Source organism: Streptomyces guryensis (assembly GCF_021261325.1).
Taxonomy (GTDB): domain Bacteria; phylum Actinomycetota; class Actinomycetes; order Streptomycetales; family Streptomycetaceae; genus Streptomyces; species Streptomyces guryensis.
On sequence record NZ_JAJSBI010000013.1, the window covers coordinates 145,134 to 169,336 of the forward strand.

The 24,203-nt window shown below is 69.5% G+C and carries 21 protein-coding genes and 2 tRNA genes; 5 read left to right on the plus strand and 18 right to left on the minus strand.

Features of this window, described 5'->3' with window-relative positions; translation table 11 throughout:
• Positions 1–176: 176 nt before the first annotated feature.
• Complete coding sequence (locus LJ657_RS25600; RefSeq protein WP_232651092.1) at positions 177–1,391, minus strand: MFS transporter; 1,215 nt, start codon at positions 1,389–1,391, stop codon at positions 177–179.
• A 160-nt stretch (positions 1,392–1,551) separates the two neighbouring features.
• Between LJ657_RS25600 and LJ657_RS25605 the strand changes: the two genes are divergently transcribed.
• A complete protein-coding gene (locus LJ657_RS25605; protein WP_232651093.1) occupies positions 1,552–2,382 on the plus strand; it encodes a helix-turn-helix domain-containing protein in 831 nt (276 codons plus the stop codon).
• 151 nt (positions 2,383–2,533) lie between these two features.
• Here the strand turns inward: LJ657_RS25605 and LJ657_RS25610 are convergent, their stop codons facing one another.
• From LJ657_RS25610 to LJ657_RS25655, 10 genes are all read right to left on the minus strand, one after another.
• The gene (locus LJ657_RS25610) at positions 2,534–3,640 is read right to left on the minus strand and encodes a zinc-binding dehydrogenase (protein ID WP_232651094.1); all 1,107 of its coding nucleotides are present in this window, start codon (positions 3,638–3,640) and stop codon (positions 2,534–2,536) included.
• Complete coding sequence (locus LJ657_RS25615; protein WP_232651095.1) at positions 3,637–4,449, minus strand: phytanoyl-CoA dioxygenase family protein; 813 nt, start codon at positions 4,447–4,449, stop codon at positions 3,637–3,639. Before LJ657_RS25615 ends, LJ657_RS25610 begins: the two co-directional genes overlap by 4 nt.
• A gap of 134 nt (positions 4,450–4,583) precedes the next feature.
• Positions 4,584–5,318 (minus strand): SDR family NAD(P)-dependent oxidoreductase, encoded by a 735-nt coding sequence (locus LJ657_RS25620; RefSeq protein ID WP_232651096.1) that lies wholly within the window; start codon positions 5,316–5,318, stop codon positions 4,584–4,586.
• Positions 5,319–5,349: 31 nt separating this feature from the next.
• On the minus strand, positions 5,350–5,766 hold the full coding sequence (panD, locus tag LJ657_RS25625) for an aspartate 1-decarboxylase (RefSeq protein ID WP_232651097.1): 417 nt from the start codon (positions 5,764–5,766) through the stop codon (positions 5,350–5,352).
• Positions 5,767–5,846: 80 nt separating this feature from the next.
• Positions 5,847–6,365, minus strand: coding sequence for a flavin reductase family protein (locus tag LJ657_RS25630; protein WP_232651098.1), 519 nt, complete (start codon positions 6,363–6,365; stop codon positions 5,847–5,849).
• The gene (locus LJ657_RS25635) at positions 6,359–7,549 is read right to left on the minus strand and encodes an acyl-CoA dehydrogenase family protein (RefSeq protein WP_232651099.1); all 1,191 of its coding nucleotides are present in this window, start codon (positions 7,547–7,549) and stop codon (positions 6,359–6,361) included. The genes LJ657_RS25630 and LJ657_RS25635 overlap by 7 nt, the downstream gene beginning before the upstream one ends.
• A gap of 44 nt (positions 7,550–7,593) precedes the next feature.
• The gene (locus LJ657_RS25640; RefSeq protein ID WP_232651100.1) at positions 7,594–8,754 is read right to left on the minus strand and encodes an acyl-CoA dehydrogenase family protein; all 1,161 of its coding nucleotides are present in this window, start codon (positions 8,752–8,754) and stop codon (positions 7,594–7,596) included.
• A complete protein-coding gene (locus tag LJ657_RS25645) occupies positions 8,751–9,014 on the minus strand; it encodes an acyl carrier protein (RefSeq protein WP_232651101.1) in 264 nt (87 codons plus the stop codon). The genes LJ657_RS25640 and LJ657_RS25645 overlap by 4 nt, the downstream gene beginning before the upstream one ends.
• Entirely contained in the window at positions 9,011–10,585 is a 1,575-nt protein-coding gene (locus LJ657_RS25650; RefSeq protein ID WP_232651102.1) for an amino acid adenylation domain-containing protein, read from the minus strand. The genes LJ657_RS25645 and LJ657_RS25650 overlap by 4 nt, the downstream gene beginning before the upstream one ends.
• A complete protein-coding gene (locus LJ657_RS25655; protein WP_232651103.1) occupies positions 10,582–11,355 on the minus strand; it encodes an alpha/beta fold hydrolase in 774 nt (257 codons plus the stop codon). Before LJ657_RS25655 ends, LJ657_RS25650 begins: the two co-directional genes overlap by 4 nt.
• A 567-nt stretch (positions 11,356–11,922) precedes the next feature.
• Between LJ657_RS25655 and LJ657_RS25660 the strand changes: the two genes are divergently transcribed.
• Positions 11,923–12,777, plus strand: a complete 855-nt coding sequence (locus LJ657_RS25660) for a LysR family transcriptional regulator (RefSeq protein ID WP_232651104.1) — start codon at positions 11,923–11,925, stop codon at positions 12,775–12,777.
• 413 nt (positions 12,778–13,190) lie between these two features.
• Here LJ657_RS25660 and LJ657_RS25665 read toward each other — a convergent pair.
• A tRNA-Ala gene (locus LJ657_RS25665) sits at positions 13,191–13,263 on the minus strand.
• Positions 13,264–13,443: 180 nt separating this feature from the next.
• Between LJ657_RS25665 and LJ657_RS25670 the strand changes: the two genes are divergently transcribed.
• Both LJ657_RS25670 and LJ657_RS25675 read left to right on the plus strand, forming a co-directional pair.
• Positions 13,444–13,992: a helix-turn-helix domain-containing protein gene (locus tag LJ657_RS25670; RefSeq protein ID WP_232651105.1), complete on the plus strand. Its 549-nt coding sequence runs from the start codon at positions 13,444–13,446 to the stop codon at positions 13,990–13,992.
• A gap of 173 nt (positions 13,993–14,165) precedes the next feature.
• A complete protein-coding gene (locus LJ657_RS25675; protein ID WP_232651106.1) occupies positions 14,166–15,707 on the plus strand; it encodes a protein kinase domain-containing protein in 1,542 nt (513 codons plus the stop codon).
• Positions 15,708–15,782: 75 nt separating this feature from the next.
• Here LJ657_RS25675 and LJ657_RS25680 read toward each other — a convergent pair whose 3' ends face one another.
• Entirely contained in the window at positions 15,783–17,036 is a 1,254-nt protein-coding gene (locus tag LJ657_RS25680) for a hypothetical protein (protein ID WP_232651107.1), read from the minus strand.
• A gap of 238 nt (positions 17,037–17,274) precedes the next feature.
• Positions 17,275–17,403 (minus strand): DLW-39 family protein, encoded by a 129-nt coding sequence (locus tag LJ657_RS25685; protein ID WP_003999697.1) that lies wholly within the window; start codon positions 17,401–17,403, stop codon positions 17,275–17,277.
• A 327-nt stretch (positions 17,404–17,730) separates the two neighbouring features.
• Between LJ657_RS25685 and LJ657_RS25690 the strand changes: the two genes are divergently transcribed.
• Positions 17,731–18,051: a DUF6344 domain-containing protein gene (locus LJ657_RS25690; protein WP_232651108.1), complete on the plus strand. Its 321-nt coding sequence runs from the start codon at positions 17,731–17,733 to the stop codon at positions 18,049–18,051.
• A gap of 99 nt (positions 18,052–18,150) precedes the next feature.
• Here LJ657_RS25690 and LJ657_RS25695 read toward each other — a convergent pair.
• The 4 genes from LJ657_RS25695 to gyrB all read right to left on the minus strand — a co-directional run bounded on the left by LJ657_RS25695 (position 18,151) and on the right by gyrB (position 24,016).
• Positions 18,151–18,227 (minus strand) — tRNA-Ile (locus tag LJ657_RS25695).
• Between the two features lie 260 nt (positions 18,228–18,487).
• On the minus strand, positions 18,488–19,300 hold the full coding sequence (locus tag LJ657_RS25700; RefSeq protein WP_232651109.1) for a DUF3566 domain-containing protein: 813 nt from the start codon (positions 19,298–19,300) through the stop codon (positions 18,488–18,490).
• Positions 19,301–19,318: 18 nt separating this feature from the next.
• The gene (gene gyrA, locus LJ657_RS25705; protein WP_232651110.1) at positions 19,319–21,913 is read right to left on the minus strand and encodes a DNA gyrase subunit A; all 2,595 of its coding nucleotides are present in this window, start codon (positions 21,911–21,913) and stop codon (positions 19,319–19,321) included.
• 42 nt (positions 21,914–21,955) lie between these two features.
• Positions 21,956–24,016: a DNA topoisomerase (ATP-hydrolyzing) subunit B gene (gene gyrB, locus LJ657_RS25710; RefSeq protein ID WP_232651111.1), complete on the minus strand. Its 2,061-nt coding sequence runs from the start codon at positions 24,014–24,016 to the stop codon at positions 21,956–21,958.
• Between the last annotated feature and the right edge of the window lie 187 nt (positions 24,017–24,203).

Genomic DNA, 24,203 nt, shown 5'->3' on the forward strand with positions numbered 1-24,203 from the left:
GCACTGCCCGCGTACAGGGTCCTGCCGTCGGGGGAGAAGGCCAGGGACTCGATGCCGTCGCCGGGCGTGGTCAGCGGGGTGCCGAGAGGATGGGTTCCGACCCACGTGCGCCCCGGTCCCTCACCTGGGGGTAGGGATGTGTTTCGGCACCTGGGCGCAGCGACGACGCGGGCGGGTCAGCTCCGGTAGCGGGCGCGGCCCACAGCGGCGGCCGCGGTCAGCGGGACGGCGAGGATCGCGGCTGTCAGGAACATGCCCCGGTACTCGTGGTGCTCCGCGGGCCCAGCGGCGACGGCGCTGGCCAGGGCGCTGCCGACGTAGAGGGCCACGCCGAACATCGCGACGCCGGTGGCGCGGGCCGCTGGGGACAGGGCGGTGGCCCAGGACTGGATCGTGGAGTGCATGAACGACCAGCCACCGCCGAGCAGCAGAGCGCACCCCACCAGCGCGGGTACCGACCGGCTGGCCGCGGCGAGACCGAACGCCACCGCCATCTGCACCCCGCCGACCACGATCAGCCGCACCGGCGTCCAGCGCCCGACCAGCCGCTTGACCATCTGCGCCGCGGCCATCGAGCCCACGCCGTACAGCGCGGACACCGCACCGGCCAGCGTCGCCGAGGCGCCCTGGGCCTCGAGCGCCGGCGCGATGTACGTCAAGAAGCCCAGCAGGACGGCGCCTTCGAGCATCGCGACGGCCATGACGTACCACTGCCAGCGGGAACTCAGGACGACCTTGAGCGGTGCGAGCAGCGCACCGGGCGCCGCACGCGGCGGTTCCGGCAGTCGACGCAGGGCGACGACCAGGTAGGCGGCGATCAAGCCGGGCAGGGCGAAGACCAGCCGCCAGCTGACGTAGTGCGCCAGCGCCCCGGCGACGACGGTAGCCACGGCGGTGCCCAGCGCGAACGCGGTCATCAGCTCACTGAGCGGGCGCTGGCGGACCGCGGCGGGCACCATGTCCCCGACGTAGGTGATGGACGCGGCGATGGACGCGGCGAAGAACACGCCGGCCGCGACTCGGGCCACGATCAGCACCGTCGCGCCGGGTGCGATCACCGAGCAGAGTGCGGCGACAGCGGCCCCGGTCAGCGAGATCCGCATGACCCGTACCCGGCCCAGCCGGTCGCTTGCCAGGCCCCAGACCGGCTGCATCAGGCCGTAAGCAAGGAAATAGCCGCTGGCGGCGAGCATCACCGTGGTCAGTGGCACACCGAGCTGGGTGCCGATGAGCAGCAGCATCGGGGTGATGCAGAAGCGGTCGAAGTTGCTGACGAAACCGGCTGCGCGCAGCAGACGCAGCGAGGCAGCGGGCATCGGCGGGCAGGCCGGGCCGGTGGCGGCGGGCGGAGTGGGTGTGGGAGTGGTGCGGGGTGAGTCGGCGGTGTCCATGGGGCTCCTTGTGTCGTGCCTGCCGGTGCTGTCGGACCGGCGGATCCAGCCCATCACCGCGGCCGACCTGGGTGACCCCGTAGCCGATTACCCTTGCTCACACCCTGGGCACGGTGCGATGCCCCAAGGGCGGGCCGGCGGTGCAGTGAGGAGCGGGGACGTGAACGGGAGCGAACCCGGCGGCCCGCGCCGCGAACTGGGCGGGTTCCTGCGCTCCCGCCGTGAGCGGCTGGCGCCTGCTGACGTGGGGCTGCCCGGCTCACGGCGGCGCCGTACCCCGGGGCTGCGGCGCGAGGAAGTCGCCGGGCTGGCCGGGGTCAGCAGTTCCTGGTACGCGTGGCTGGAGCAGGGACGAGTCCGTACGTCGGAGCAGGTGCTGCGGTCCGTGGCACGGGCGCTGCGGCTGAACGCGGATGAAACCGCGCATGTGCTGTCGTTCGTGGAGCACGCCGGGCCGACCGAGCGGCCGCCGGGGTGGGTGTCGCGGAATCTGCTGTCGCTGGTGGAATCGCTGGCACCGAACCCGGCCGTGGTGCTCGACCCGCACTGGGACCTGCTGGCCTGGAACTCGGGGTACTCGGCACTGCTCACCGACCTGGCGCGGCTGGCGCCCAAGCAGCGCAATCTGCTGTGGCTGGTGTTCCGCTGGCCGCCTGCCCGTACGCTGCTGGCCAGTTGGGAGCCGGAGGCGCGGAGTCTGCTGGGCCAGTTCCGGGCGAAGGCGGCCCGGCATCCGGAGGACTCCCGGTATGCGGAGATCACCGAGGAGTTGCTGGCCGACCCGGACGCCGTCCGTTGGTACGGGCGGCGGGAGACCTCGGCGTTCCATCCCGCCGTACGCCACTTCCGGCACCCGGTGGCCGGGGATCTGCGGTTGCGGTACGTCAAGCTCGCTGCCGTGGACGAACCGGGCCACCACCTGCTGGCCTATCTTCCCGACGACCAGGCGACGAAGGAGGCGCTCGGGGCACTGGGGGCGCTCGCCGAGTGAGCAGCCTGGGCCGCTGCACGCAGGCGGGTGAGCAGGCAGCGGTGACGGCCCGACCACGCCGGAGGCCTGCTGTCGGGCCGTCACCTTCACCGTCACCGGCGCACCGCGGGGGCCGGTGCGTCAGGAGGTGGGCATCGGGAGATGAGAAGTGTCAGGACGTGAGCACTGCCTTCATCACCGACCCGCCGGCGACCGCGGCCAGTGCGTCGGCGTGCTGCTCCAGCGGGAACGGCGTCACCAGGCTCGCCAGGTCGAACCGGCCGGTGAGGGCCGGCAACAGACGGACGTATTCGACGAGATGGGCGCCGGTGAAGGCCCAGGAGCCGACGACGTCGAGCTGCCGGTGGACGATCTGGTGCGGATTGATCAGGGTGTCCCCGGCGTCCGTGTACTGGCCGATGATGAGGTAGCTGCCACCCCGGCGGGCCAGGGTGAGGCCCTGCCCGACGGCGGCCGGCACCCCGGCGCACTCGATCACCAGTTCGGCGCCGTCCCCGCCGGTGGCGGCGCGTGCCTCGCGCAGGACCTCCGCGGGGTCGGCGGCGTCGGCGATGTTCAGGTGGACGTCACCGATGCCGGCGGCGGCGGCCCGGTCCAGCCGGCCGGCCGGGCCGCCGATGACGACGACCTTGGCGGCACCGGCCAGCTGCGCGAACGCGGCCGCCGCCAGTCCGACCGGGCCGCTGCCCTGCACCACCACCGTCTCGCCCAACCGCACCGGCCGCCTCTCGTACAGCGCGTGTGCCACGGTGGGCCCGGCGCAGGCCAGCGACATTGCGGCGAGCGGGTCGGTGCCGTCGGGGACCTTGATCACGGTGGTGCCGGGTTGCAGCACGATGTGGTCGGCCCAGGCCCCGGAGAGTTCCGGGCCGTGGGCGAGGGCGCGGTTGACCCCGTAGGTGCGGCGCCGCTCGCACAGGGTCGGTTCGCGGTGCAGCCGGCAGGGCGGGCAGACGCCGCAGGCGATCGAGGAGGCCCACATCACCGTGTCGCCGACCGCGAGCGGCGCCCCGGCGGCGTCCTGGTGGGTTCCGGCGCCCAGCTCTTCTATGACACCGAGCCCTTCGTGGCCGAGCACGAGCGGGACGGGGATGTCCAGGTGGCCCTGCTGCAGATGCAGATCCGTGCCGCAGACGCCGCCGTATCCGCAGGCGACGACCATGCCCCCGTCGGGGGCCGCGGGCAGCGGGAACTCCCGCAGTCGCAGTGGCTCGGCGAACTCCTCCAGGACGACGGCGCGTCCGGTGCGGTGTGTCATGCCGTCACCGTGCTCAGGGTCTGGGAGAACGGGGCAGCCAGCGGGCGCAGCGGCTCGGTGTCGCGGCACACGACGTAGTCCGGGCGGGGTTCGCCCTTGGGCTGCGGCAGGTTGGCGGTGTCGTTGTAGGTGGCGATCAGCAGCCGGCGGGCGAACGGCGACATGTTGGGGGACGAACCGTGCACGATCTCCGGGGAGAACAGCACGACGGAGCCGGCCGGGCCCTTGGGGCTGGTCATACCGTGCCGGTCGACGAGTTCGGCGAGCTGCTGCGGCGACAGCGAGATGTCGTCGGGGTCGAGGTGCTGCTCGGACCTGGCGGCGGCCGAGCGGCCCTTGTGGACGAGTCCGTTGCGGTGCGAGCCGGGCAGGAAGATGACCGGGCCGTTGAACTCGGTGACATCGTCGAGGAAGACGCCGATGTTGACCTGGCGCGGGGCGGGCAGGTTGTCGGCGAGCCGCCAGGCGAGGAAGTCCTGGTGCCAGGCCCACTTGTCGCCGCCGAACGCCGGCTTGGCGTTGATCTTGAACTGGTAGACGTAGACGTCATCGGTGAGCAGTTGCTGGACGGGCTCCAGGATGCGCGGGTCGCGGATCAGACCGGCGTACTCGGGCTGCCGCTGGTGCGAGGAGTAGACCGCGCGCACCCGCGTGCCGCCGTCCTCGGTCACCACCTGCGGGCCGGTCACCTTCGCATCGCGCTCGAAGGCCGCGCGAAGCGTCTCCACCTCCTGCGGGTCGAGGAGGGAATCGAGCACGAGGAATCCGTGCTCGTGGTAGTGGTCGGCCTGTTGCTGGGTCAGGCGCATGCGCTTGTTCTCCTGAGAGGTGAGGGAATCCGTCGAGGCGGACCGGTGGGCGTGAGCAGACCGGTGGGCGTGAGCAGACCGGTGGGCGTGAGCAGACCGGTGGTGGGGGGGGCAGACCGGTGGTGGGGGGCAGGTCATCCCATGAAGTGGCCGCCGTCGACGATGAGTTGCTGTCCGGTGACATAGCCGCTGCGCGCGGTCACCAGGAATTCGAGGGCGTCGGCCATGTCCTCGGCCGTGCCGAGCCGGCGGCCGGGGATGGTGTCCAGGACTGCGGCCAGCTGCTCCGGGGCATCGAGGCGGTAGCGCTCGGTGACCTCTTCGGTGTCGGTGAATCCGGGCAGCAGGGCGTTCACCCTGATGTGCGGGGCGAGTTCGAGGGCCAGGCACTTGGTGAGCTGGAGCAGACCCGCCTTGCTCGCGCAGTAGTTGGCGCCGTTCGCACGGGGTCGGATCGCCGTGGTGGAGGCGACGTTGACGATGCTGCCGCCGCCGGCCTCCACCATCGCGGGCGCCAGGGCCCGGGTGAGGTGGAAGGGGCCGGAAAGGTTGGTTGCCAGCACCGTGTTCCAGTCCTCGGCGGTCATCGACATGAACGGCCGATCGCGGTTCACACCGGCGTTGTTGACGAGCACGGACGGTGCGCCGTACCGGCCGGTGATCCCGTCGCAGACCGCCTGGATCTCCTCGGGCCGGGCGAGGTCGCAGCGCAGCGTCTCGATCCGGCCGTCGCCGGCCTTCGCAGTCTGCTGTGCGGCGACGTCGTCACCGCGGTAGAGGGCGATCACGCGGTGGCCGAGGGCGGCGAGCCTGAGGCTCAGTGCCCGTCCGATGCCGCGGGTGCCGCCGCTGACCACGGAGAGTGTCATGGCATCTCCCTGAAGTGGCGTATGCGATCGGTCAGTCGGCGACGAGGTCGCCGCGCTTGAGACCCGACCCTTCAGGCACCTCGGCCGGGTCGCCACCCAGGCCCGAAATGGCATTGCGCTCGTCGACGAAGACGACGTTGGGGACGAAGGAGGCGGCCTCGGCGTCCGTCATGGAGGCGTAGGCGATGAGGATGACGAGGTCGCCGGGGCTGATGAGCCGGGCTGCGGCGCCGTTGATGCCGATGACGCCGGAGCCGGCCGGGCCCTCGATGACGTACGTGGACAGCCGGGCGCCGTTGTCGATGTCGACGATGTCGACCTTCTCGCCGGCCATCAGGTCGGATGCCTTCATGAGGTCGGAGTCGACGGTCACGGAGCCGACGTAGTGCAGGTCGGCCTGGGTGACGGTGGCACGGTGGATCTTCGACTTCATCAGGGTGCGGTACATGCGGATTCCTCACATGTCGTGGGGCGTGTGGTTGGGGCGGCACGGCCGCGGGTGGGGCCGTCCGGTGGAACGCGGCCGGGTCAGGTCGGCCAGGTGGCGTAGCGGCGCATGCCGTAGAGCAGCGGCGCCTCTTCGGTGGCCCGGGTGTGCGTCTGGGTGTGCAGCACCTCGCCGATCACGATGGTGTGATCGCCGGCCGGGGTGAGCCGGGTGACACGGCACTCGGCGGTGGCGTGGGCGTCCTGGGTCAGCGCCGGCAGGCCGGTGGCGGGCGCGGGCTGCCAGCCGATGGTGCTGAACCGTTCGGCTGCCGGCCCGGCGAACGCCTCGGCGGCGCGCCGCCCGGAACTGTGCAGGAGGTTGACGGTGAAGGCCCCGCGGGCGGCGAGGACCGGGAGGGTGCTCCCGTTGTTGCCCGCGCACACCAGCAGTTGTGGCGGGTCGAGGGAGACCGAGCACAGGGCGGTGCAGGTGAAGCCGTACGGCGTGCCCTGCGCATCGGCGGTGGTGATGACGGCGACGCCACTGGGGTGGGAGCCCATCAGGGCCCGGAAGGCGTCGCGGGTCACCGCAAGTTCGTCCTGGACGGGGGTCACCATGCGAAGGCCCGGGCGTCGTGGAGGTTGACGCCGACCGCGGCCTTGCCCAGGTATTCCAGGCACTCCTGCGGTTTGGCGGGCATCACATGGGCGAACTGGGTCTCGCGGATCAGCCGCTCCAGCGGGTGGCTGCGGCTGACGGCGGCCGAGCCGCAGAGCCTCAGCGCGTCCTGGGCGAGCTGCGGGCCGACCTCGCCGACGACGTACTTGGCGGCGTGCACCATGGCGTTGGCCTCCACGCTGCCGCGCTCGGCGGTGACGTGGTCACCGGCCTCGTGCACCAGGGCGCGGGCGGCCCGCAGCCGGGCGGACATCCGGCCCAGCTCCTGCTGCACGACGGGCGAGGCGGCGCGGGCGGCGGAGGCGGTGACATGGTCGACGGTGTGCCGGAAGACGGCCTCGGCGATGCCGAGGTAGGCGCCGGTGTAGCCGGCGACCATCCAGTGCGGTTCGCGCACGACCTTGAAGAGAGACATGCCCTCGACGCCGAGGTAGAGGCGGGAACGGGGCACCGGGACCTCGTCCAGCGTCATCGGGGCGGTGCTGGTGCCGTACATCGCCGACATGTGCTGCACGCTGCCGAAGCTCACGCCGGGGTCGTCGGCGGCGACGACGAAGTGCGAGGCCTCGCCGGTGTCCTCGGCGCCGTTGTCGGCGGCGGCCGCGACGACGTAGTAGTCGGCGGCGCCGGCCAGCGACACAAAGGACTTCTTGCCGCTCAGGATGTAGTGCGTGCCGTCGCCGGAGAGGCGGTAACGGGTCTGCATTCCGCGGAGCTTGGCGCCGCGGCCGGCCTCGGAGGTGGCGGAGGCGAACAGCTTGCGTCCGTTCACGACCTCGTCCAGCATCCACGCCCGGAACGTCTCGGCAGCCGGGGGCAGCCGGGTGCCCGCGGCATCGGCGAGCGCGCCGATGACGACATGGTGCATGTTGAAGCCGAGGGCGGCGGCGCCGTTGTGCGCACCGAGTTCGGCCAGCACCCGCCAGTAGTCGCCGAAGCCGAGGCCTGCGCCGCCTGCTTCCCGGGGGACGAGCAGGGCGAGCAGACCGGACTCGCGCAGGATGCGGTAGGTCTCGTGGCCGTCGTCGCGTCCGGCGTCGGTGTCGGCGGCGAGCGGGGCGAGCCGTTCGCCCGTCTCCGCGGCGAGTTTGAGGAGGTCGTCGAGTTGGGTCGGCAACGTCATCGAAGTCCTTCGGGTCGGCGTTCGGCCGGTCGGATCTCGACCGGTCAGTTCTCGACGGGCAGGCCGAGTTGCCGTGCGACACCCACGCGCAGCAGGTCGTTCGGACCGGCGTAGGTGAGGGCTGCCATGGGGCTGGCCAGGTCGGCGGCGAGGTCGAAGTCGGGAAGGAAGGCGCGGACGCCGGACAGCGCGGTGGCGTGCTCGGTCATCCGTACGTAGTCCTCGGAGACGGAGATCTTGGTGAGGGCCGCTTCGGCGGCCAGCTGCCGGGCGGGCGTACCGGCGTCGAGCCGGGCGGCCATCGCGTAGAGCTGAACGCGGGAGCGGTGCAGCGCCAGGGCCATGTCGGCGACTCGGCCTGCGACCTGGTGGCTCGCTCCCATACGACGGCCGAAGTGGTCGCGGTCCGCGGCCCAGTCGACGGTACGGGCCAGGATGCGCTGCATCGGGCCGAGGGCGTAGCCGAGGATGACGGAGCGCTCCCAGGCGGTGGTGGAGGCCATCACCGCCAGTCCGGATCCCTCCTGACCGAGCAGCGCGCTCCCGGGCAGCCGGGCGCCCTCGAAGATGAGCTCCCCCATCGGCACGGTGGGCAGCGCGGTCTTGGTGAAGGTCTCGCCGCGCCGGATCCCCGGCAGGTCGAGTGGGAAGAGGAACGCGGACAGCGCGAACGGCGAGCGGCCCTCGGCGGTACGGGCGAAGACGATCGCCCGATCGGCCACGGGGGCGGCGGTGATGAACGTCTTGGCGCCGTCGACCACAAAGCCGTCTCCGTCGCGCCGGGCGCGGGTCTGCATGGAGAACGGGTCGCTGCCGCCGCCGCGTTCGGTCAGCGCGTGGCACAGCAGCACCCGGCCCTGCTGGACGTCGGCAACCGCGCGCCACGCGTCGGCGCCGAGGACATCCCGCAGCGGGAACTGCATCCCGAAGATCTGTGAGGCCAGGGCATAGCACAGCCCCGGGTCGGCACCGGCCAGACCGATGCCCTCCATCATGGCGAGCGAGCGGGTGACCGGGCCGGGGGCCTCGGCGTCCGGCGAGGCGAGCCGGAGCACACCGAGGTCGGCCATGGCCTGCCACTGCGCGGTGAAGTCCTCGTCCGCGATCTGCGCCACCACCGGTGCGGCCAGGTCCCGGTAGGTGTCGACGAGTTCCTCGGTCTCCGGTGCGCCGGTGCGCAGCGCCGCGGCGGCCGCCGCACTCATTTGCGGCCCTCGCCGGAGAGGTTCTCGATGGCGTTCCAAAGGGCCTTGGGCGTACGGAAGTTGGCGGCGACGATCTCGGTGTCGGGCAGGGCGATACCGGCTTCCTTGCCGAGCGCCGCGACGATCTCCATGATCGCCAGCGAGTCGACCAGGCCCATCTCGAGCAGCGGGGTGTCGGCGTTCAGGGAACTGGCGTCCTCGCCGCGTCCCCAGGTGATACGGCTGCCGATGAGGGTGCAGAGTTCTTCGACGCTGTTCATACGGTGATCTCCTCCGGGAGTGCAAGGGCGGCGGTGTGGCCGGCGGTGCCGCTCAGGGCGCGGCGGTCGACCTTCCCGCTGGTGGTAGTGGGCAGGGTGGCAAGCGGAACGATCCGGTCGGGCAGCATCCGCTTGGGCAGCACATCGCGCAGCGCGGCCAGCACCTCCCGTTCGGTGGCCTCGGTCTGTGCGTAGGCCCAGATCTGGCCGAAGTGCGGGCCGTCCTTGGCGACGACCGCGGCGGTGGTGATCTGCGGCAGCTCCAGGACGGCGTTCTCCACGTCCATCAGGTCGATGCGGTGGCCGCGCCGCTTGACCTGGTTGTCGCGCCGGCCGCGCAGAAAGACCCGGCCGTCGGGGGTGATCCGGCCGATATCACCGCTGGCGTAGGCGCGACGTGCCACGCCGTCACGACAGGTGACGGTGACGGTGGGGTCGTGGGGTGCGCCGCCGCGCAGATAGCCCTGGAAGACGACGGGTCCGGCGATGTGTATCTCGCCCTCGCCGTCGGTCGGCCGGCCGTCCTTGTCGAGCACGTCGATGTGGACGCCGCCGATCCCGCGGCCGATGGGCAGTTCCTGGTCGGCGGTCCAGTCGGCCGGCACCCGGTAGTAGGTGCAGGCGTTGGTCTCGGTGGGCCCGTACAGGTTGTAGAAGGGCACCCCGTCCAGCAGCCGTAGATACCGCTCCAGCAGTTCGGGGGCGAACGCCTCCCCGCCGAAGGCCACGATGCGCAGGGCGGGCGGTGGGGCGTCGGCGATGCCGCCCTGCTGGAGCATGTTGTGGTAGAGCGACGGCACGGCCATGAAGGCGGTGATGCGCTGTTCGGTCAGCCAGCCGACGACATCTCGCGGGAAGGCTCGCAGCATGTCCGGCATCAGGACCGTGCAGGCCCCCGCGGCGGCGGCGCTGAACAGGTCGAAGGTGGTCAGGTCGAAGGTGAGGGCGGCCTGGGAGCCGATCCGGTCGTCCGGGGTGAGGCCGAACTCGCCGGCGGCCCACAGCGCGTAGTGGGCAACGTTGTCGTGGGAGAGCAGAACGCCCTTGGGCCAGCCGGTGCTGCCGGAGGTGAAGAGGATGTAGCCGCCGGAGTCGGTGGGCGCGGGCAGCGGCCCGGGCCGGTCTTCGGGGGCGAGGACCCGCAGCCAGTGGAGGCCGTGGTCGAGGGCGCCCTCGTCGGCCGGCGCGCCGTCGCGGGCGCGGGTGGCCGCGTGGTGGGCCCCGGCCAGGGCACGGTCGGCGGTCACCAGCAGGGACAGACCCGCGTTGCGGATCATGCGGGCGGTGCGCTCCGGCGGGTCGGCGATATCTAGGGGCGCGGTCACCGCGCCGGCCCGCAGCGCCGCGTACAGGGCGATGACGGTGGCCGGGGTTTTGGGGGCGTAGACGCCGACCCGGTCGCCCGGTGCGACGCCGGTGGCGGCCAACCGGACCGCCAACGCATCCACGGCGCGGTCGAGTTGGGCGTAGGTCCAGCTCTCACCGGCTCCCTCCAGGGCGGTGCGGTCGGGGTGGGCCTGCGCGGAACGGGCCAGCAGGGCGTCGAGGCGTACGGGGGCCTGCGCGGTCATCGGGTGGCCACCACGGACTGCGGATGCCCGGCAAGGAAGTCGCGGACGGTGTCGGTGACGAGGTCGGGGCAGACCAGATGGGGGTAGTGGTCGCAGCCCTCGGGGACCAGGCGCCGGAAGGGGCCGCTGACCGCGCGCTCGACGGCGTCGACCTGGTCCATGGAGCCGTACTCGTCCGCGTCCCCCTGGATCGCCAGCACCGGCGCGGTGACATCGAGGTCGTTCTCGATGGACCAGGTGCGGAAGGCGGGCGAGAGCCAGACCCCGCTCCAGCGGTCGAAGACGCCCCGGGGGTCGTCGTGCAGCATGGCCATCTTCCTGGCGAGCGGGCCCGCCTCGTAGGAGGCGCGGGCGTTCTCGATGCCGATGCGGTTCTGGTCTTCGAAGTACATGTGCGGACCCATCCCGACGACGGCTTCGACGGGGTGCGCCGAGGCGTACAGCAGGGCGATGGAGGCGCCGTCGCTGTGGCCGATCAGGACGGGGCGGTGCATGCCCAGCGCGTTGAGCAGTTCGGGCAGCACGTCCTGGGCGTGCTCGTGCATATAGCGGCTGGTACGGGGCAGCGGGTCGGGGCCGCTGCCGCCGTTGCCGTGGCGGGAGTAGACCAGGGCGCGGCGTCCGGTGGCGGCGGCCAGCCGGGCGGGGAAGCGTCCCCAGGCCGCGAGGCAGCCGAGGCCGCCGTGCAGGAAGACCAGGGGTGCCAGGTCCGGGTCACCGCCGATGACGACATGTTCAAGGGGACCGTTGCGTGTATCGATTACCGGCACAGCAAAATCCTTCTCAGTAATTTACGGATTTACGGCAGAACGGACATCCCGGCAAACCCGGCCAGCACCACCAACGACGGCCCGCCGTGGCGCGGGATAAATTCGAATGATGGATGGAAAAGCGGCAGCAGTAGTTGAGCAAATAAGCCCCACGAAGGCAGCGGTCATCGACGGAACGGCGACGTGAGGTCAACACATCGCATTACATCGAATTGCCCATGCCGCACCCACCGTCACCGCTGCGCGGCGCGGCGCGGCCGGAAACCGATCTACGAGGCGTCCCCAGACGCTACAAAGAAAGCGATTTCAGACACGGATACCTGTCAGACGATCCGTTCACCCATGGGCTCTTTTGCTTTCCATTTGCCCATTTTTTGCGCTATGCCGTTTGATGGCGCGCCAACGTTTCCGCACGTTACCCCCGTTGAACACACAACTACACACCAGCGGTGTCGGCTATCGGCCCATGCTTCCCAGGCACCCTGTCCGCTCGGCTACACCAAGAACACTAGACGCTGCGCAGGGGGTGGAGAAATAACATTGCTGAACCACCTATACGCTCGACGAATGAACATCGACCTGCGTCACTTGCGATACTTCCTGGCCGTTGCCGAGGAAGGAGGCTTCACGGCCGCTAGCCACTGCCTGCATCTGGCCCAACCGACCCTGACCCGCAACATCAGGACTCTTGAGGAGTCCCTGGGCGTACAGCTTTTTGAACGCAGCACCCGCAGAACGGAGCTGACCGACAAAGGCGAAACCCTGCGGAAGGCCATCACCCCCCTGCTGCGCCAACTCGATTCGACACTGAGTGATCTGCAGAAAGGGGAGAAACTGCGCATCGGGTTCAGCTGGGGACTACCCGAGGGTTTGTCGCGACTGGCCGCCCGGTTCGGGGAGGAGACCGGGGTCGGAGTCGAATTCATCCGCTGTGACACTCCCCAGGCCGGACTCGACACCGGCCAGGCGCATCTGGGCCTGCTACGCGGCGCACCCCTGCCGAAGGGACTGCGCGGCGTCCTCCTCTACGAAGAGTCCCGTATCGCGGCTGTCCCCGCGAGCTGGCAGCTGGCCGAACGCACCGAACTCGACTGGGCAGAACTCGCCGACCTGCCGCTGATCATCAACACCGTCAGCGGCACCACCTTCCCTGACATGTGGCCCGACGGCAGTCGGCCAGTGGTCGGCGCCGAATGCCGCAACTTCGACGAATGGCTGGAACAGGTGGCCGTCGGCCTCGGCGTGGGCACCGCACCGGTCTCCACCGCCCGCCGCTACACGCACCCCTCCGTCCGCCTCGTCCCACTGACCGGCGCACCCACCGTGCGTGCCTATCTTGCCTACCCCTCGCACGGCGCCCACCCTCAGGCCACGCGCTTCGCCGACCGCGCCTGGCGGGCGGCCGACGAGCTACAGATGTAGGCGACATCACCTGTATGTAATGGTCCGTCGGCAGCTGTCAGGCTCCAGGAAGCGCGACGATGTGCTTCCTGCACGGTGCATACGCATCGAAGCTCAACGGAGTGTTCTGGGCACCGGCTGAGCCTGCAACAGAAGGGCCCAGAGACCTGAGTGCACGGAAGCGGACCCGCCCCTAGAGAGCCCCCCACACGACCTGGTGCCGACGGCCCGATTGCACACCCGTCCCTCAGGGGAACAGCGGATCAGGGGATCAACGGGGGATCCGCAGGGGATCCCCCCTCGCCCAGAACCCAGGAAAATCAAGGGCTTCGCCCCCGTCCATCCCGCCCGATGCGCGCACACGTGCGCACCGTGTGTGCACCAAAAATGCCCCCTGAAACTGCGTTTCCGCAGGTCAGAGGGCATTTCACGGGTGGAGCCTAGGGGAGTCGAACCCCTGACATCTGCCATGCAAAGACAGCGCTCTACCAACTGAGCTAAGGCCCCGGAAAGGGAGCATCCCCGGATGTACCGCGTTCCGGTGGGTGCCGGAGACCAGAGTACCGGGTCACCCCGGGGATCTCGCAAAAAGATTGGGGGTCCCCGTGGACGACCACGCTCCGTAAGATGCTCGGCGTGGTTCGCTACAGCGAACCACAGTACTTGGGGAAGCGATGGGGAGACGCAATGGACGCCGCACAGCAGGAAGCGACCGCAAGAGCGCGGGAACTGCAGCGGAACTGGTACGGGGAGCCGTTGGGGGCGCTCTTCCGTAAGCTCATAGAAGATCTGGGCCTCAACCAGGCCCGTCTCGCGGGGGTGCTGGGCCTGTCCGCTCCGATGCTGTCGCAGTTGATGAGCGGCCAGCGGGCGAAGATCGGCAACCCGGCTGTCGTGCAGCGGGTGCAACTGCTGCAGGACCTGGCGGGGCAGGTCGCGGACGGCAGCGTGAGCGCGGCCGAGGCCACGGAGCGCATGGAAGAGATCAAGAAGTCGCAGGGGGGCTCGGTGCTCAGCAACACCACGACCACGACGAGCAGTTCGGGGGCGCCCACGGTCAAGCGGGTGGTCCGCGAGATCCAGTCGCTGCTGCGTTCGGTGGCCGCCGCGGGGGACATCATCGATGCCGCGGAGACTCTCGCACCCAGTCATCCGGAGCTGGCAGAGTTCCTCCGGGTGTATGGCGCAGGCCGCACCTCTGACGCGGTCACGCATTACCAGTCGCACCAGAGCTGAGCCCGTGGCCCGGTCGCCGAAGGGGGTTCGGCAGCCGGGCCGACGGCCGAGGAGAGGTGCGGGGGCTCGTATCACTCATCACACTCGTCGATGAACGGCACTGAGGGGAGTCGTATCACTCGTCGAGGGGCAAGCAAGGGGGGTAGCCGAAGGGGGAGGAGCAACGCACAGCCATGGGTGAGGTCTTCGCCGGCCGGTACGAACTGGTCGACCCGATCGGACGCGGAGGAGTCGGCGCCGTCTGGCGTGCTTGGGACCACCGCCGGCGCCGCTATGTGGCCGCGAAGGTGCTGCAGCAGCGCGACGCGCACTCTCTGCTGCGCTTCGTCCGCGAGCAGGCGCTGCGTATCGATCATCCCCATGTGCTTGCGCCCGCCAGTTGGGCCGCCGACGACGACAAGGTCCTGTTCACCATGGATCTCGTCGCCGGCGGCTCGCTGGTTCATCTGGTCGGGGACTACGGTCCCCTGCCCGCGGCCTTCGTGTGCACCTTGCTCGACCAGCTCCTGTCCGGGCTGTCCGCGGTGCACGCGGAGGGCGTGGTGCACCGCGACATCAAGCCTGCCAATGTCCTGCTGGAAGCGACCGGCACGGGTCGCCCGCGGCTGCGGTTGTCCGACTTCGGCATCGCGATGCGGCTGGGTGAACCGCGTCTGACGGAGACCAATCTCGTAGTGGGGACGCCGGGTTATCTCGCGCCCGAGCAGATGATGGGTGCGGAACCGGACTTCCCCGCCGACCTGTTCGCGGTGGGTCTGGTCGCGCTGTATCTGCTGGAGGGGGCCAAGCCGGACGCCAAGGCGCTCATCCAGTACTTCGCGGCGCACGGTACGCCGAGCGCGCCCAAGGGCGTTCCCGAGCCGCTGTGGCAGGTCGTCGCGACGCTGCTGCAGCCTGACCCCCAGGCCAGGTTCCGCACGGCCACAGGGGCGCGCAAGGCGCTCGCCTCCGCCAGGGAGCTTCTGCCGGAACCCGGCCCCGACGACGAGTTGATCGAGATCTTCGACCAACTGGGCTCGCTCCCGCCGGGGTTCATTTCCTCGGGACCTCTCAAAGCCGCACCGGGAGTCGAGTCGAAGAGGGAGGCTGATACGGACGGGGCCGGTGCAAGTAAGGCTCCGTCGCGGCCAGTTGAGCAGCCTGTCGGAGCCGAGGAGCATCCCTTGCCGTCCCCGTCGGACGCGGGCAGCAGGGCGTCCACGAGCCTCACGCCCCTGGCGGATCCGCGTCAGGGCGCCGGGCACCAGTCGGAGCCGTCCGTCCCGACACAGCCGCCCAGCATGTCGGACACCGGCAGCTTCCATCTGCCGCCTCCACAGGCCACCGGGTCCTCCGCCCGAACTTCCGCTCCACAGGCGCCCGAGCCCCAGGTTCAAGCCCACCCCCAGCAGGGCAGCCACCACCATTCCGCTTACGCGGCCCCACATGACCCCACGCATGTACTGCCCCCCTCTCAGCCGCACACACCGCTGCAACCGGCTCAGGCCCTGACGCCGCCGCCGTACCAGCGCGCTGATGTCTCTACTGTTTCGTACACCGCCCAGGCCCCTCAGGTTCCGCATCCCGCGCAGGCAATCTCGCGGGAGCCGACGCGCCGCAGCCATCGTGCCCGCCCCGCACGCCGTCCCGGCCCGCCCGCCAAGGTGGCGATCCCGCTCCTGCTTCTCGCGCTGACCTGCTACGCCGTGGGGTTCTGGGCGCTGACCCGCATATGAGCAGGCGTCAGCCGACCCGACTCGCGGGCCGCATGCCTCACCGGGCCTGCGCCCTCCATCGGGCGGCAGGACGACTCACCAGGCTCGTGCCCTCCGCCGGGCCGTGGCCGTCCACACCCCGAGGACGACGAGCACGACGGTGCCCGCTCCGATCCCACCCACGGCGACCGCCTTCATCGTGGCATCGGCGTGTGCGGCCCCGCCCTCCCCTGCTGCCCCCCGGTCCTGCGCGGTGACCTCGAAGACGTTTCCCGGCACGGACTGCCCGGCATACCCGGGACCCTCCTGCGCCGCGCCCTCGACCCCGACGCGCAGCGTCAGACCGAACGGCCCGTCGCCGAACTTGTCTGCCACTCCTGCGGCAAGGTGCACCACGAGGAAGTACGAGCCGGCGAACCGCATTCCGTTCACTTTGTCGGGGATGGCGTAGCGGTTGGTGTAGTCGACGGCCGGCACCGCGGCGAGGGAGGCCGGTTTCTGCCGGCCGTCGTAGCCGTCGTAGCCGACGTTCGCGTCCTCCACGTCGGCGCGGACGGGGTTGTAGAGCGTGAGGGCCAGGGCGTCGACGGCGTAGCCGTGGCCGGTGCCGCTGACGCTGCTCAGTTCGGCCGTGGCGGACGGCTGTTGGCCCCAGCCGACCGGCACCTTGTAGAAGAGGGTCTGCCCTGGCGAGATGTCGGCGCGCCAGACGCCCGGTCCCACGGTGGCCGCCCGCGAGAACCCCGCGCCGCCCTGTCTGTGCTTGGCGGCCCCCGAGACGGGGGTGGGTGAGGCGGAGTTCCAGACCGTGGGTGGGCTCGTCGAAGCGGCCTGCTTCAGAGGCGGTTCAGTTGTGGTGGTGAGCTCCAGGTCCCAGGCACCGGGCGAGGAGTCCGCCGTACCGGTGCGCTCGACGACGACGTAGTAGATGCCGGCACCCCGGCACACGGGCTTGGGCGGGGCGGTCGTTCGTGCGCCCCACGCCGTGATGGGGTGCGGGCTCCTGGCCGCGCCGAAACGCGCGCGCTCGTTGGAGCAGGAGTGGTTGTCGTCGTCCGTGACCGAGACGCTGATGCCGTCGATGATGGAGAGTGTGGAGCCCGCGCGGGGGACGGCGGTGACGGAGACGTACGCGTTGGACGCGGCTTCGAGGTCAAGGCGGTAGTAGACCTTCGCATCCCTGGGGAGGGAGCTCCGGTAGGTCTTGCCGGCTTCGAGGCGTTCGGCGTCCTTGGGCCCTTTCGCTCCGCCCACGGGCTGGGCGTCCTCCGCGAAGGCGTAGGAGGAGGCAGCGGAGGAGACGTTGGCGCTCGGGGTTCCGGCTGCCGCAGCGGCGGCCGGCCAGGACACCGCAGCTACGGTGCACAGCAGCGCTGCCACAGCCGTCACGCGCGCGCGTGCGGACGGACGCCCGCGCCATGCCCTCGCGTGCCACCGCTCCGTACGCCGCCCCTTCACGCGCCACCCCTCGTCGTCGTACGGACCGGACCGTGGCCCATCCTGCCCCGCGGGGGCACGCCTCATCCGCGCAACACAAAACCCCGACCGCAAGGACGGCCGGGGTCTGTTCAGATTCCGTTGTCGATACTCACGAACCCGTGGGCACGGAGTCAGTCGCCTCCGTCCACAGATCCTGCTCGGCGCGATCCGCCTGGATCTGGCGGTACACGAGGAGCCCGCCGATGGCGGCCAGTGCGACCAGGAGAAGCTTCTTCACCGCGCGACCTCGTCTTTCCTTGACGTAGGGGACCTCTGGCGCCCGACTATACACACCGACCGATACCGATCGGTGACCTGCGTGGGCCCTCAACTCCCCTCCGGCACACCGCAATAGAACCGGAGCCGACCGCTCCGATCGGAGGGTGATCACACCCCCACAGACGGTGACTTTGCTGGCCATTGTCCTATCTTCCAGCCGTTTGCGCCCATCCGGGTGTTGTTCATCTGAACATCGCCGCGCCACGAGCGTCGGTCCCCCACTTCGCGACCCCGATACACATCATGAGGAAAGTACGCAAATCGCCCGACCCGAAAGTGAGGGGCCATGGCCCAGAACCAGGTCATGAAGCTGTGGAACGCCATCGTCACCGCCTTCCTCGCGCTGTGCACGACGCTCGGACTCATCACGACGACCGCCGCCGCGGCCGTACCGCAGACCGAGCCGACCGGCAACTGCAGCGCGCCGGTGACGACGCCGACGGCATCCCACTGGTCCTGGTCCTACGCCAGGGCCCTGCCCCCCACGATGAAACAGCGCATCCGCGCCGAGGCCCACGGAAAGTCCCCCAGCTGCCGCCACAGCCCGCTCCCGGAGACGGAGGCAGGCACGGACGCCTCCGAGCCGGCCACTCCCCTCAAGCTGTGAGGCACCGGCCCCGGCATCCCCGGCGTAACGGCGAACTTGCGTACCCGAACCGCCCACGCAGAAGACCCCCAACCGAAACCGGTTGGGGGTCTTCTGTGCTGGTGGGGCTAACAGGATTTGAACCTGTGGCCTCATCCTTATCAGGGATGCGCTCTAACCAACTGAGCTATAGCCCCGCCGCGCTCTGCGGTGTGTGTCCCGCGCGCTGACCCCTGAAGATTAGCGCACGACGTGGGCAGTCCCAAAATCGGTTGTCTCAGGCCAGGCGACAGGACCGGCAGCCGTACCGACTGCAGGACTGGCGGTGGGACTGGCGGTGGGGCCGACCGCCGGACCGGGTAGGCCCGGCGGCAGCACCGACGTCAGGACCGGGCAGGACCGGGCAGGACCGGGCAGGACCGGGCCTAGAGGTTTGAAACGAAAGTCACGGTTAATGTCACTCGTCCTCGGCGAGCGTCAGCTCGACGCCGCCGACGAAGCCCGCGGAGAGGTTGTAGATGAACGCGCCGAGGGTCGCGAGAGCCGTCGCGAGGACGACGTCGATGACCGCGATGATCGACGTGAAGATCAGGACGTGCGGGAGCGACAGGAACGACTGCAGGTCGAAGCCGTTCGACTCGTTGGATCCGGTGGCCTCGGAGATCGTGCCGCCGACCGTCGAGAAGACGCCCATGGCGTCCATGACCATCCACAGCACCGCGGACGCGACGATCGTGCAGATGCCCAGCGCGATGGAGAGCAGGAAGCTCACCTTCATCACCGACCACGGATCGGCCTTCGCCACGCGCAGACGTGCCTTGCGGACACGGGGCGTGGTGCGCGCTCCGGTGCGCGGCCGCCGTACGGTACCGGCCGGTGACACAGCGGGCGCCTGGGCCTGGCTCGGGTAGGCCTGCGGCGGGTGGTAGGGCCCGGCGGGCTGCTGCGGCTGCCGCTCACCGGGGAGCGGAGAGGCCGCCGGGGGCGCTGCGGGCTGGGCCGGAGGCTGTTGGGGCTGCGGCTGGGGGCCTGGTACGGCGGGACCCGCTCCAGCCTTGTGCTGCTGGGTTTTCGGGCCTCGGGCTTCCGTCACAGTTCCCCCCTGGGATCCATGAGTCTCGGACGAGGGCGACCCGCTCTCATCTGCGTCGATCTTGCGCAGTTGGGTCGTGTGCGAATCTGTCGCACGCGCGGCGGAGCCACGGCCGCCTCCGTCCGATTCCGTACCCGTGGGGGTAGCGGCCGATCCGGCGCCCGTGGCTCCGCTCACGATGACTCACTCCTCGTGCTACTCGGACGAGGGCGCCTCACCCTCGTCCGTGCCGGTGGTCGCGGCGCCTTCGGCGGTCTCGTCGACGGCCACATCGCCGTCGACCTCCTCCGCCTCGCGTCCCGCCTCGGCGTTACGTGCGATACCGACGACGGCATCGCGCTTGCCCAGGTTGATCAGTTGGACGCCCATGGTGTCACGGCCCGTCTCCCTGACCTCGTTGACTCGCGTACGAATCACACCGCCCGACAGCGTGATGGCGAGGATCTCGTCGGTCTCCTCGACCACCAGCGCGCCGACCAGCGAACCGCGGTCCTCCACGATCTTGGCGGCCTTGATACCGAGGCCGCCGCGACCCTGGACGCGGTACTCGTCGACGGCAGTCCGCTTCGCGTACCCACCGTCCGTAGCAGTGAACACGAACGTACCGGGTCGAACAACATTCATCGACAGAAGTTCATCGCCCTCACGGAAACTCATGCCCTTGACACCGGAGGTGGCACGGCCCATGGGCCGCAGGCTCTCGTCCGTGGCGGTGAACCTGATCGACTGCGCCTTCTTGCTGATCAGAAGCAGATCGTCATCGGCCGAAACGAGTTCGGCTCCGATCAGTTCGTCGTCCGAACCGTCCTCCGTCTCCCGGAGGTTGATCGCGATCACACCACCGGAACGCGGCGAATCGTAATCCTTCAGCGGCGTCTTCTTGACCAGGCCGCCCTTGGTGGCGAGGACCAGATACGGCACGGCCTCGTAGTCGCGGATCGCGAGGATCTCGGCGATCGCCTCGTCCGGCTGGAAGGCGAGCAGGTTCGCGACGTGCTGGCCGCGCGCCTCACGGCCGGCGTCCGGAAGCTCGTACGCCTTCGCACGGTAGACGCGACCCTTGTTGGTGAAGAACAGCAGCCAGTGGTGCGTGGTCGACACGAAGAAGTGGTCGACGATGTCGTCCTGCTTCAGCTTCGTGCCGCGTACGCCCTTGCCACCCCGCTTCTGCGAGCGGTAGTCCTCCGCCTTGGTGCGCTTGATGTAGCCACCGCGCGTGATGGTGACGACGATGTCCTCTTCGGCGATCAGGTCCTCCATGGACATGTCGCCGTCGAAGGGCACCAGCATCGTCTTGCGGTCGTCGCCGAACTTTTCGACGATGGCCGCGAGTTCCTCGCTGACGATGCCGCGCTGGCGGACCGGGGAGGCCAGGATCGCGTTGTACTCGGTGATCTTCGCCTGGAGCTCGTCGTGCTCCTGGATGATCTTCCGGCGCTCCAGGGCGGCCAGCCGGCGCAGCTGCATCTCGAGGATGGCGTTCGCCTGGATCTCGTCGATCTCCAGGAGGTCCATCAGGCCCGCGCGCGCGATGTCGACGGTGTCGCTGCGCCGGATCAGCGCGATGACCTCGTCGATGGCGTCCAGGGCCTTCAGCAGACCGCGCAGGATGTGCGCCCGCTCCTCGGCCTTGCGCAGCCTGAAGCGCGTACGGCGGACGATGACCTCGATCTGGTGCGTCACCCAGTGGCGGATGAACGCGTCCAGGGACAGCGTGCGCGGGACACCGTCGACCAGCGCCAGCATGTTGGCGCCGAAGTTCGACTGCAGGTCCGTGTGCTTGTAGAGGTTGTTCAGGACGACCTTGGCGACCGCGTCCCGCTTCAGCACGATGACCAGGCGCTGACCGGTGCGCGAGGACGTCTCGTCACGTACGTCCGCGATGCCGCCGATCTTGCCGTCCTTCACCAGGTCGGCGATCTTCTGTGCGAGGTTGTCGGGGTTGGTCTGGTACGGCAGCTCCGTGACCACCAGACACTGGCGGTTCTGGATCTCCTCGACCTCGACGACCGCGCGCATGGTGATCGAGCCGCGGCCCGTGCGGTACGCCTCTTCGATTCCCTTACGGCCGACGACGAGCGCGCCGGTCGGGAAGTCGGGGCCCTTGATGCGCTCCATGAGCGCATCAAGCAGCTCCTCGTGAGAGACGTCGGGGTTCTCCAGGTACCACTGGGCGCCGGCCGCGACCTCGCGCAGGTTGTGCGGCGGGATGTTCGTCGCCATGCCGACCGCGATACCCGCCGAGCCGTTGATCAGCAGGTTCGGGAAGCGGGCCGGCAGGACGGTCGGCTCCTGGGAGCGGCCGTCGTAGTTGTCCGTGAAGTCGACGGTCTCCTCGTCGATGTCACGGACCATCTCCATCGACAGCGGTGCCATCTTGCACTCGGTGTAGCGCATGGCCGCCGCCGGGTCGTTGCCCGGAGAGCCGAAGTTGCCGTTGGAGTCCACCAGCGGCATCCGCATCGACCACGGCTGCGCGAGGCGGACCAGCGCGTCGTAGATCGAGGAGTCACCGTGCGGGTGGTAGTTGCCCATGACGTCGCCGACGACGCGGGCGCACTTGTAGAAGCCGCGCTCGGGGCGGTAGCCGCCGTCGTACATGGCGTACAGGACGCGGCGGTGGACGGGCTTGAGGCCGTCCCGGACGTCCGGCAGCGCTCGCGAGACGATGACGGACATCGCGTAGTCGAGGTACGAGCGCTGCATCTCCGTCTCGAGCCCGACGGGCTCGACACGCATCGCGAGTTCGCCGCCCTCTTCAGGGGTGACAGGTGTGTTCTCGTCGGCCATTGCTGGTGAAGATCCTTCCTGGTGCGGTCAGCTGAGACCGACTCAGATGTCGAGGAAGCGGACGTCCTTGGCGTTGCGCTGGATGAACTGGCGGCGCGCCTCCACGTCCTCGCCCATCAGGACCGAGAACAGGTCGTCGGCCTGCGCCGCGTCGTCCAGGGTGACCTGGCCGAGGACCCGGTGCTCCTGGTCCATCGTGGTCACGCGCAGCTCCTCGGCGTTCATCTCGCCGAGACCCTTGAAGCGCTGGATCGAGTCCTCACGGACACGCTTGCCGCGCTGACGGCCCATCTCGATCAGCGCGTCACGCTCGCGGTCCGAGTAGGCGTACTCCACGTCGTCCCGACCCCACTTGATCTTGTACAGCGGGGGACGGGACAGGTACACGTGCCCGGCCTCGACCAGCGGCCGCATGAAGCGGAACAGGAAGGTCAGCAGCAGGGTGCTGATGTGCTGGCCGTCGACGTCGGCGTCCGCCATCAGAATGATCTTGTGATAGCGGAGCTTCTCGATGTCGAAGTCCTCGTGCACGCCCGTGCCGAAGGCCGAGATCAGCGCCTGGATCTCCTGGTTCTGCAGGATCTTGTCGATCCGCGCCTTCTCGACGTTGAGGATCTTTCCTCGGATCGGGAGGATCGCCTGGTACTGCGGGTTGCGGCCGGACTTGGCCGAGCCGCCGGCGGAGTCACCCTCGACGATGAAGATCTCGCACTTGGTCGGGTCGTTCGACTGGCAGTCGGAGAGCTTGCCCGGCAGGGACGCCGACTCCAGCAGGCCCTTGCGTCGGGTGAGGTCACGGGCCTTGCGGGCCGCCACGCGCGCGGTGGCCGCCTGGATGCCCTTGCGGATGATGTCCGCGGCCTCGTTCGGATTGCGGTCCAGCCAGTCGTTGAGGTGCTCGTAGACCGCCTTCTGGACGAAGGTCTTCGCCTCCGTGTTGCCCAGCTTGGTCTTGGTCTGGCCCTCGAACTGCGGCTCGCTCAGCTTCACCGAGATGATCGCGGTCAGACCCTCGCGGATGTCGTCACCCGTGAGGTTGTCGTCCTTCTCGCGCAGCAGCTTCTTGTCGCGCGCGTACTTGTTGATGAGGTTGGTGAGCGCCGCGCGGAAGCCCTCTTCGTGCGTACCGCCCTCGTGCGTGTGGATGATGTTGGCGAAGGAGTACACGCCCTCGCTGTAACCGCTGTTCCACTGCATGGCGACTTCGAGGGAGAGGCTCTTCTCCCTGTCCTCCGCCTCGAGGTCGATCACGGTGGGGTGCACCACGTCTCCCTTGCGGGAGTTGAGGTACTTCACGAAGTCGACGATGCCGCCCTCGTAGTGGTACGTGACGTGCTTGACCTCGGCGGTCTCGTCGGCACCCGCCTCGTCCGCCCCGGAGGTGGCCTTCGCCGACTCGCGCTCATCAGTGAGTTTGATCGTCAAACCCTTGTTGAGGAACGCCATCTCCTGGAAGCGCCGCGAGAGCGTCTCGAAGGAGTAGTCGGTGGTCTCGAAGATGTCGGCGTCGGCCCAGAAGGTGACCGACGTGCCGGTCTCCTCGATGGCCTCGTGCTTGACGAGCGGCGCCGTGGGGACGCCCATCTTGTAGTCCTGCGTCCAGCGGTGACCGTCGGTCCTGACCTCGACGGCGACCTTCGCGGACAGCGCGTTCACGACCGAGACGCCCACGCCGTGCAGACCACCGGAGACCGCGTAGCCGCCGCCGCCGAACTTGCCGCCCGCGTGCAGCACGGTCAGCACGACCTCAAGGGCCGGCTTGCCCTCGGAGGGGACGATGCCCACCGGGATGCCACGGCCGTTGTCGACGACGCGGACACCGCCGTCGGCCAGGATCGTCACGTCGATGGTGTCAGCGTGGCCGGCCAGTGCCTCGTCGACGGAGTTGTCGACGACCTCGTACACGAGGTGGTGCAGCCCTCGCTCACCGGTCGAGCCGATGTACATACCGGGGCGCTTGCGGACCGCGTCCAGGCCCTCGAGGACGGTGATGGCGCTGGCGTCGTACGAGGCGGTGACCTCGCCGTTCGACGAAGTCACCGCGCCGTTCTCGCCGGCGTCGGTGGACGGGATGTTCTCGTTGGGGTTGCCGGAATCGGCCACGAAGCGCCCTTTCTGGCACAGCACGAGCCAGGCTCGTCGGCGGGTTGCCGGAGCGGCTGCGGCATGTTGCGTTGGTAAGCCTTGTTCAGCGTTGCTCAGCTTTTCCCGGACGGTCCCCGTGAATGGGGCGGGATTGGCTTCCAGTCTACCGGTAGCGCCGACAGTGATGGGGGTTTGCCGGTACCTG

Coding starts and splice junctions, on each gene's coding strand:
- LJ657_RS25640 (WP_232651100.1), bottom strand. CDS start 8,754: ATGAGTGCGGCGGCCGCCGCGGCGCTGCGCACCGGCGCACCGGAGACC.
- panD (WP_232651097.1), bottom strand. CDS start 5,766: ATGTACCGCACCCTGATGAAGTCGAAGATCCACCGTGCCACCGTCACC.
- LJ657_RS25635 (WP_232651099.1), bottom strand. CDS start 7,549: ATGACGTTGCCGACCCAACTCGACGACCTCCTCAAACTCGCCGCGGAG.
- LJ657_RS25615 (WP_232651095.1), bottom strand. CDS start 4,449: ATGCGCCTGACCCAGCAACAGGCCGACCACTACCACGAGCACGGATTC.
- LJ657_RS25670 (WP_232651105.1), top strand. CDS start 13,444: ATGGACGCCGCACAGCAGGAAGCGACCGCAAGAGCGCGGGAACTGCAG.
- LJ657_RS25630 (WP_232651098.1), bottom strand. CDS start 6,365: ATGGTGACCCCCGTCCAGGACGAACTTGCGGTGACCCGCGACGCCTTC.
- LJ657_RS25660 (WP_232651104.1), top strand. CDS start 11,923: ATGAACATCGACCTGCGTCACTTGCGATACTTCCTGGCCGTTGCCGAG.
- LJ657_RS25610 (WP_232651094.1), bottom strand. CDS start 3,640: ATGACACACCGCACCGGACGCGCCGTCGTCCTGGAGGAGTTCGCCGAG.
- LJ657_RS25600 (WP_232651092.1), bottom strand. CDS start 1,391: ATGGACACCGCCGACTCACCCCGCACCACTCCCACACCCACTCCGCCC.
- LJ657_RS25645 (WP_232651101.1), bottom strand. CDS start 9,014: ATGAACAGCGTCGAAGAACTCTGCACCCTCATCGGCAGCCGTATCACC.
- LJ657_RS25675 (WP_232651106.1), top strand. CDS start 14,166: ATGGGTGAGGTCTTCGCCGGCCGGTACGAACTGGTCGACCCGATCGGA.
- LJ657_RS25650 (WP_232651102.1), bottom strand. CDS start 10,585: ATGACCGCGCAGGCCCCCGTACGCCTCGACGCCCTGCTGGCCCGTTCC.
- LJ657_RS25620 (WP_232651096.1), bottom strand. CDS start 5,318: ATGACACTCTCCGTGGTCAGCGGCGGCACCCGCGGCATCGGACGGGCA.
- LJ657_RS25690 (WP_232651108.1), top strand. CDS start 17,731: ATGGCCCAGAACCAGGTCATGAAGCTGTGGAACGCCATCGTCACCGCC.
- gyrA (WP_232651110.1), bottom strand. CDS start 21,913: ATGGCCGACGAGAACACACCTGTCACCCCTGAAGAGGGCGGCGAACTC.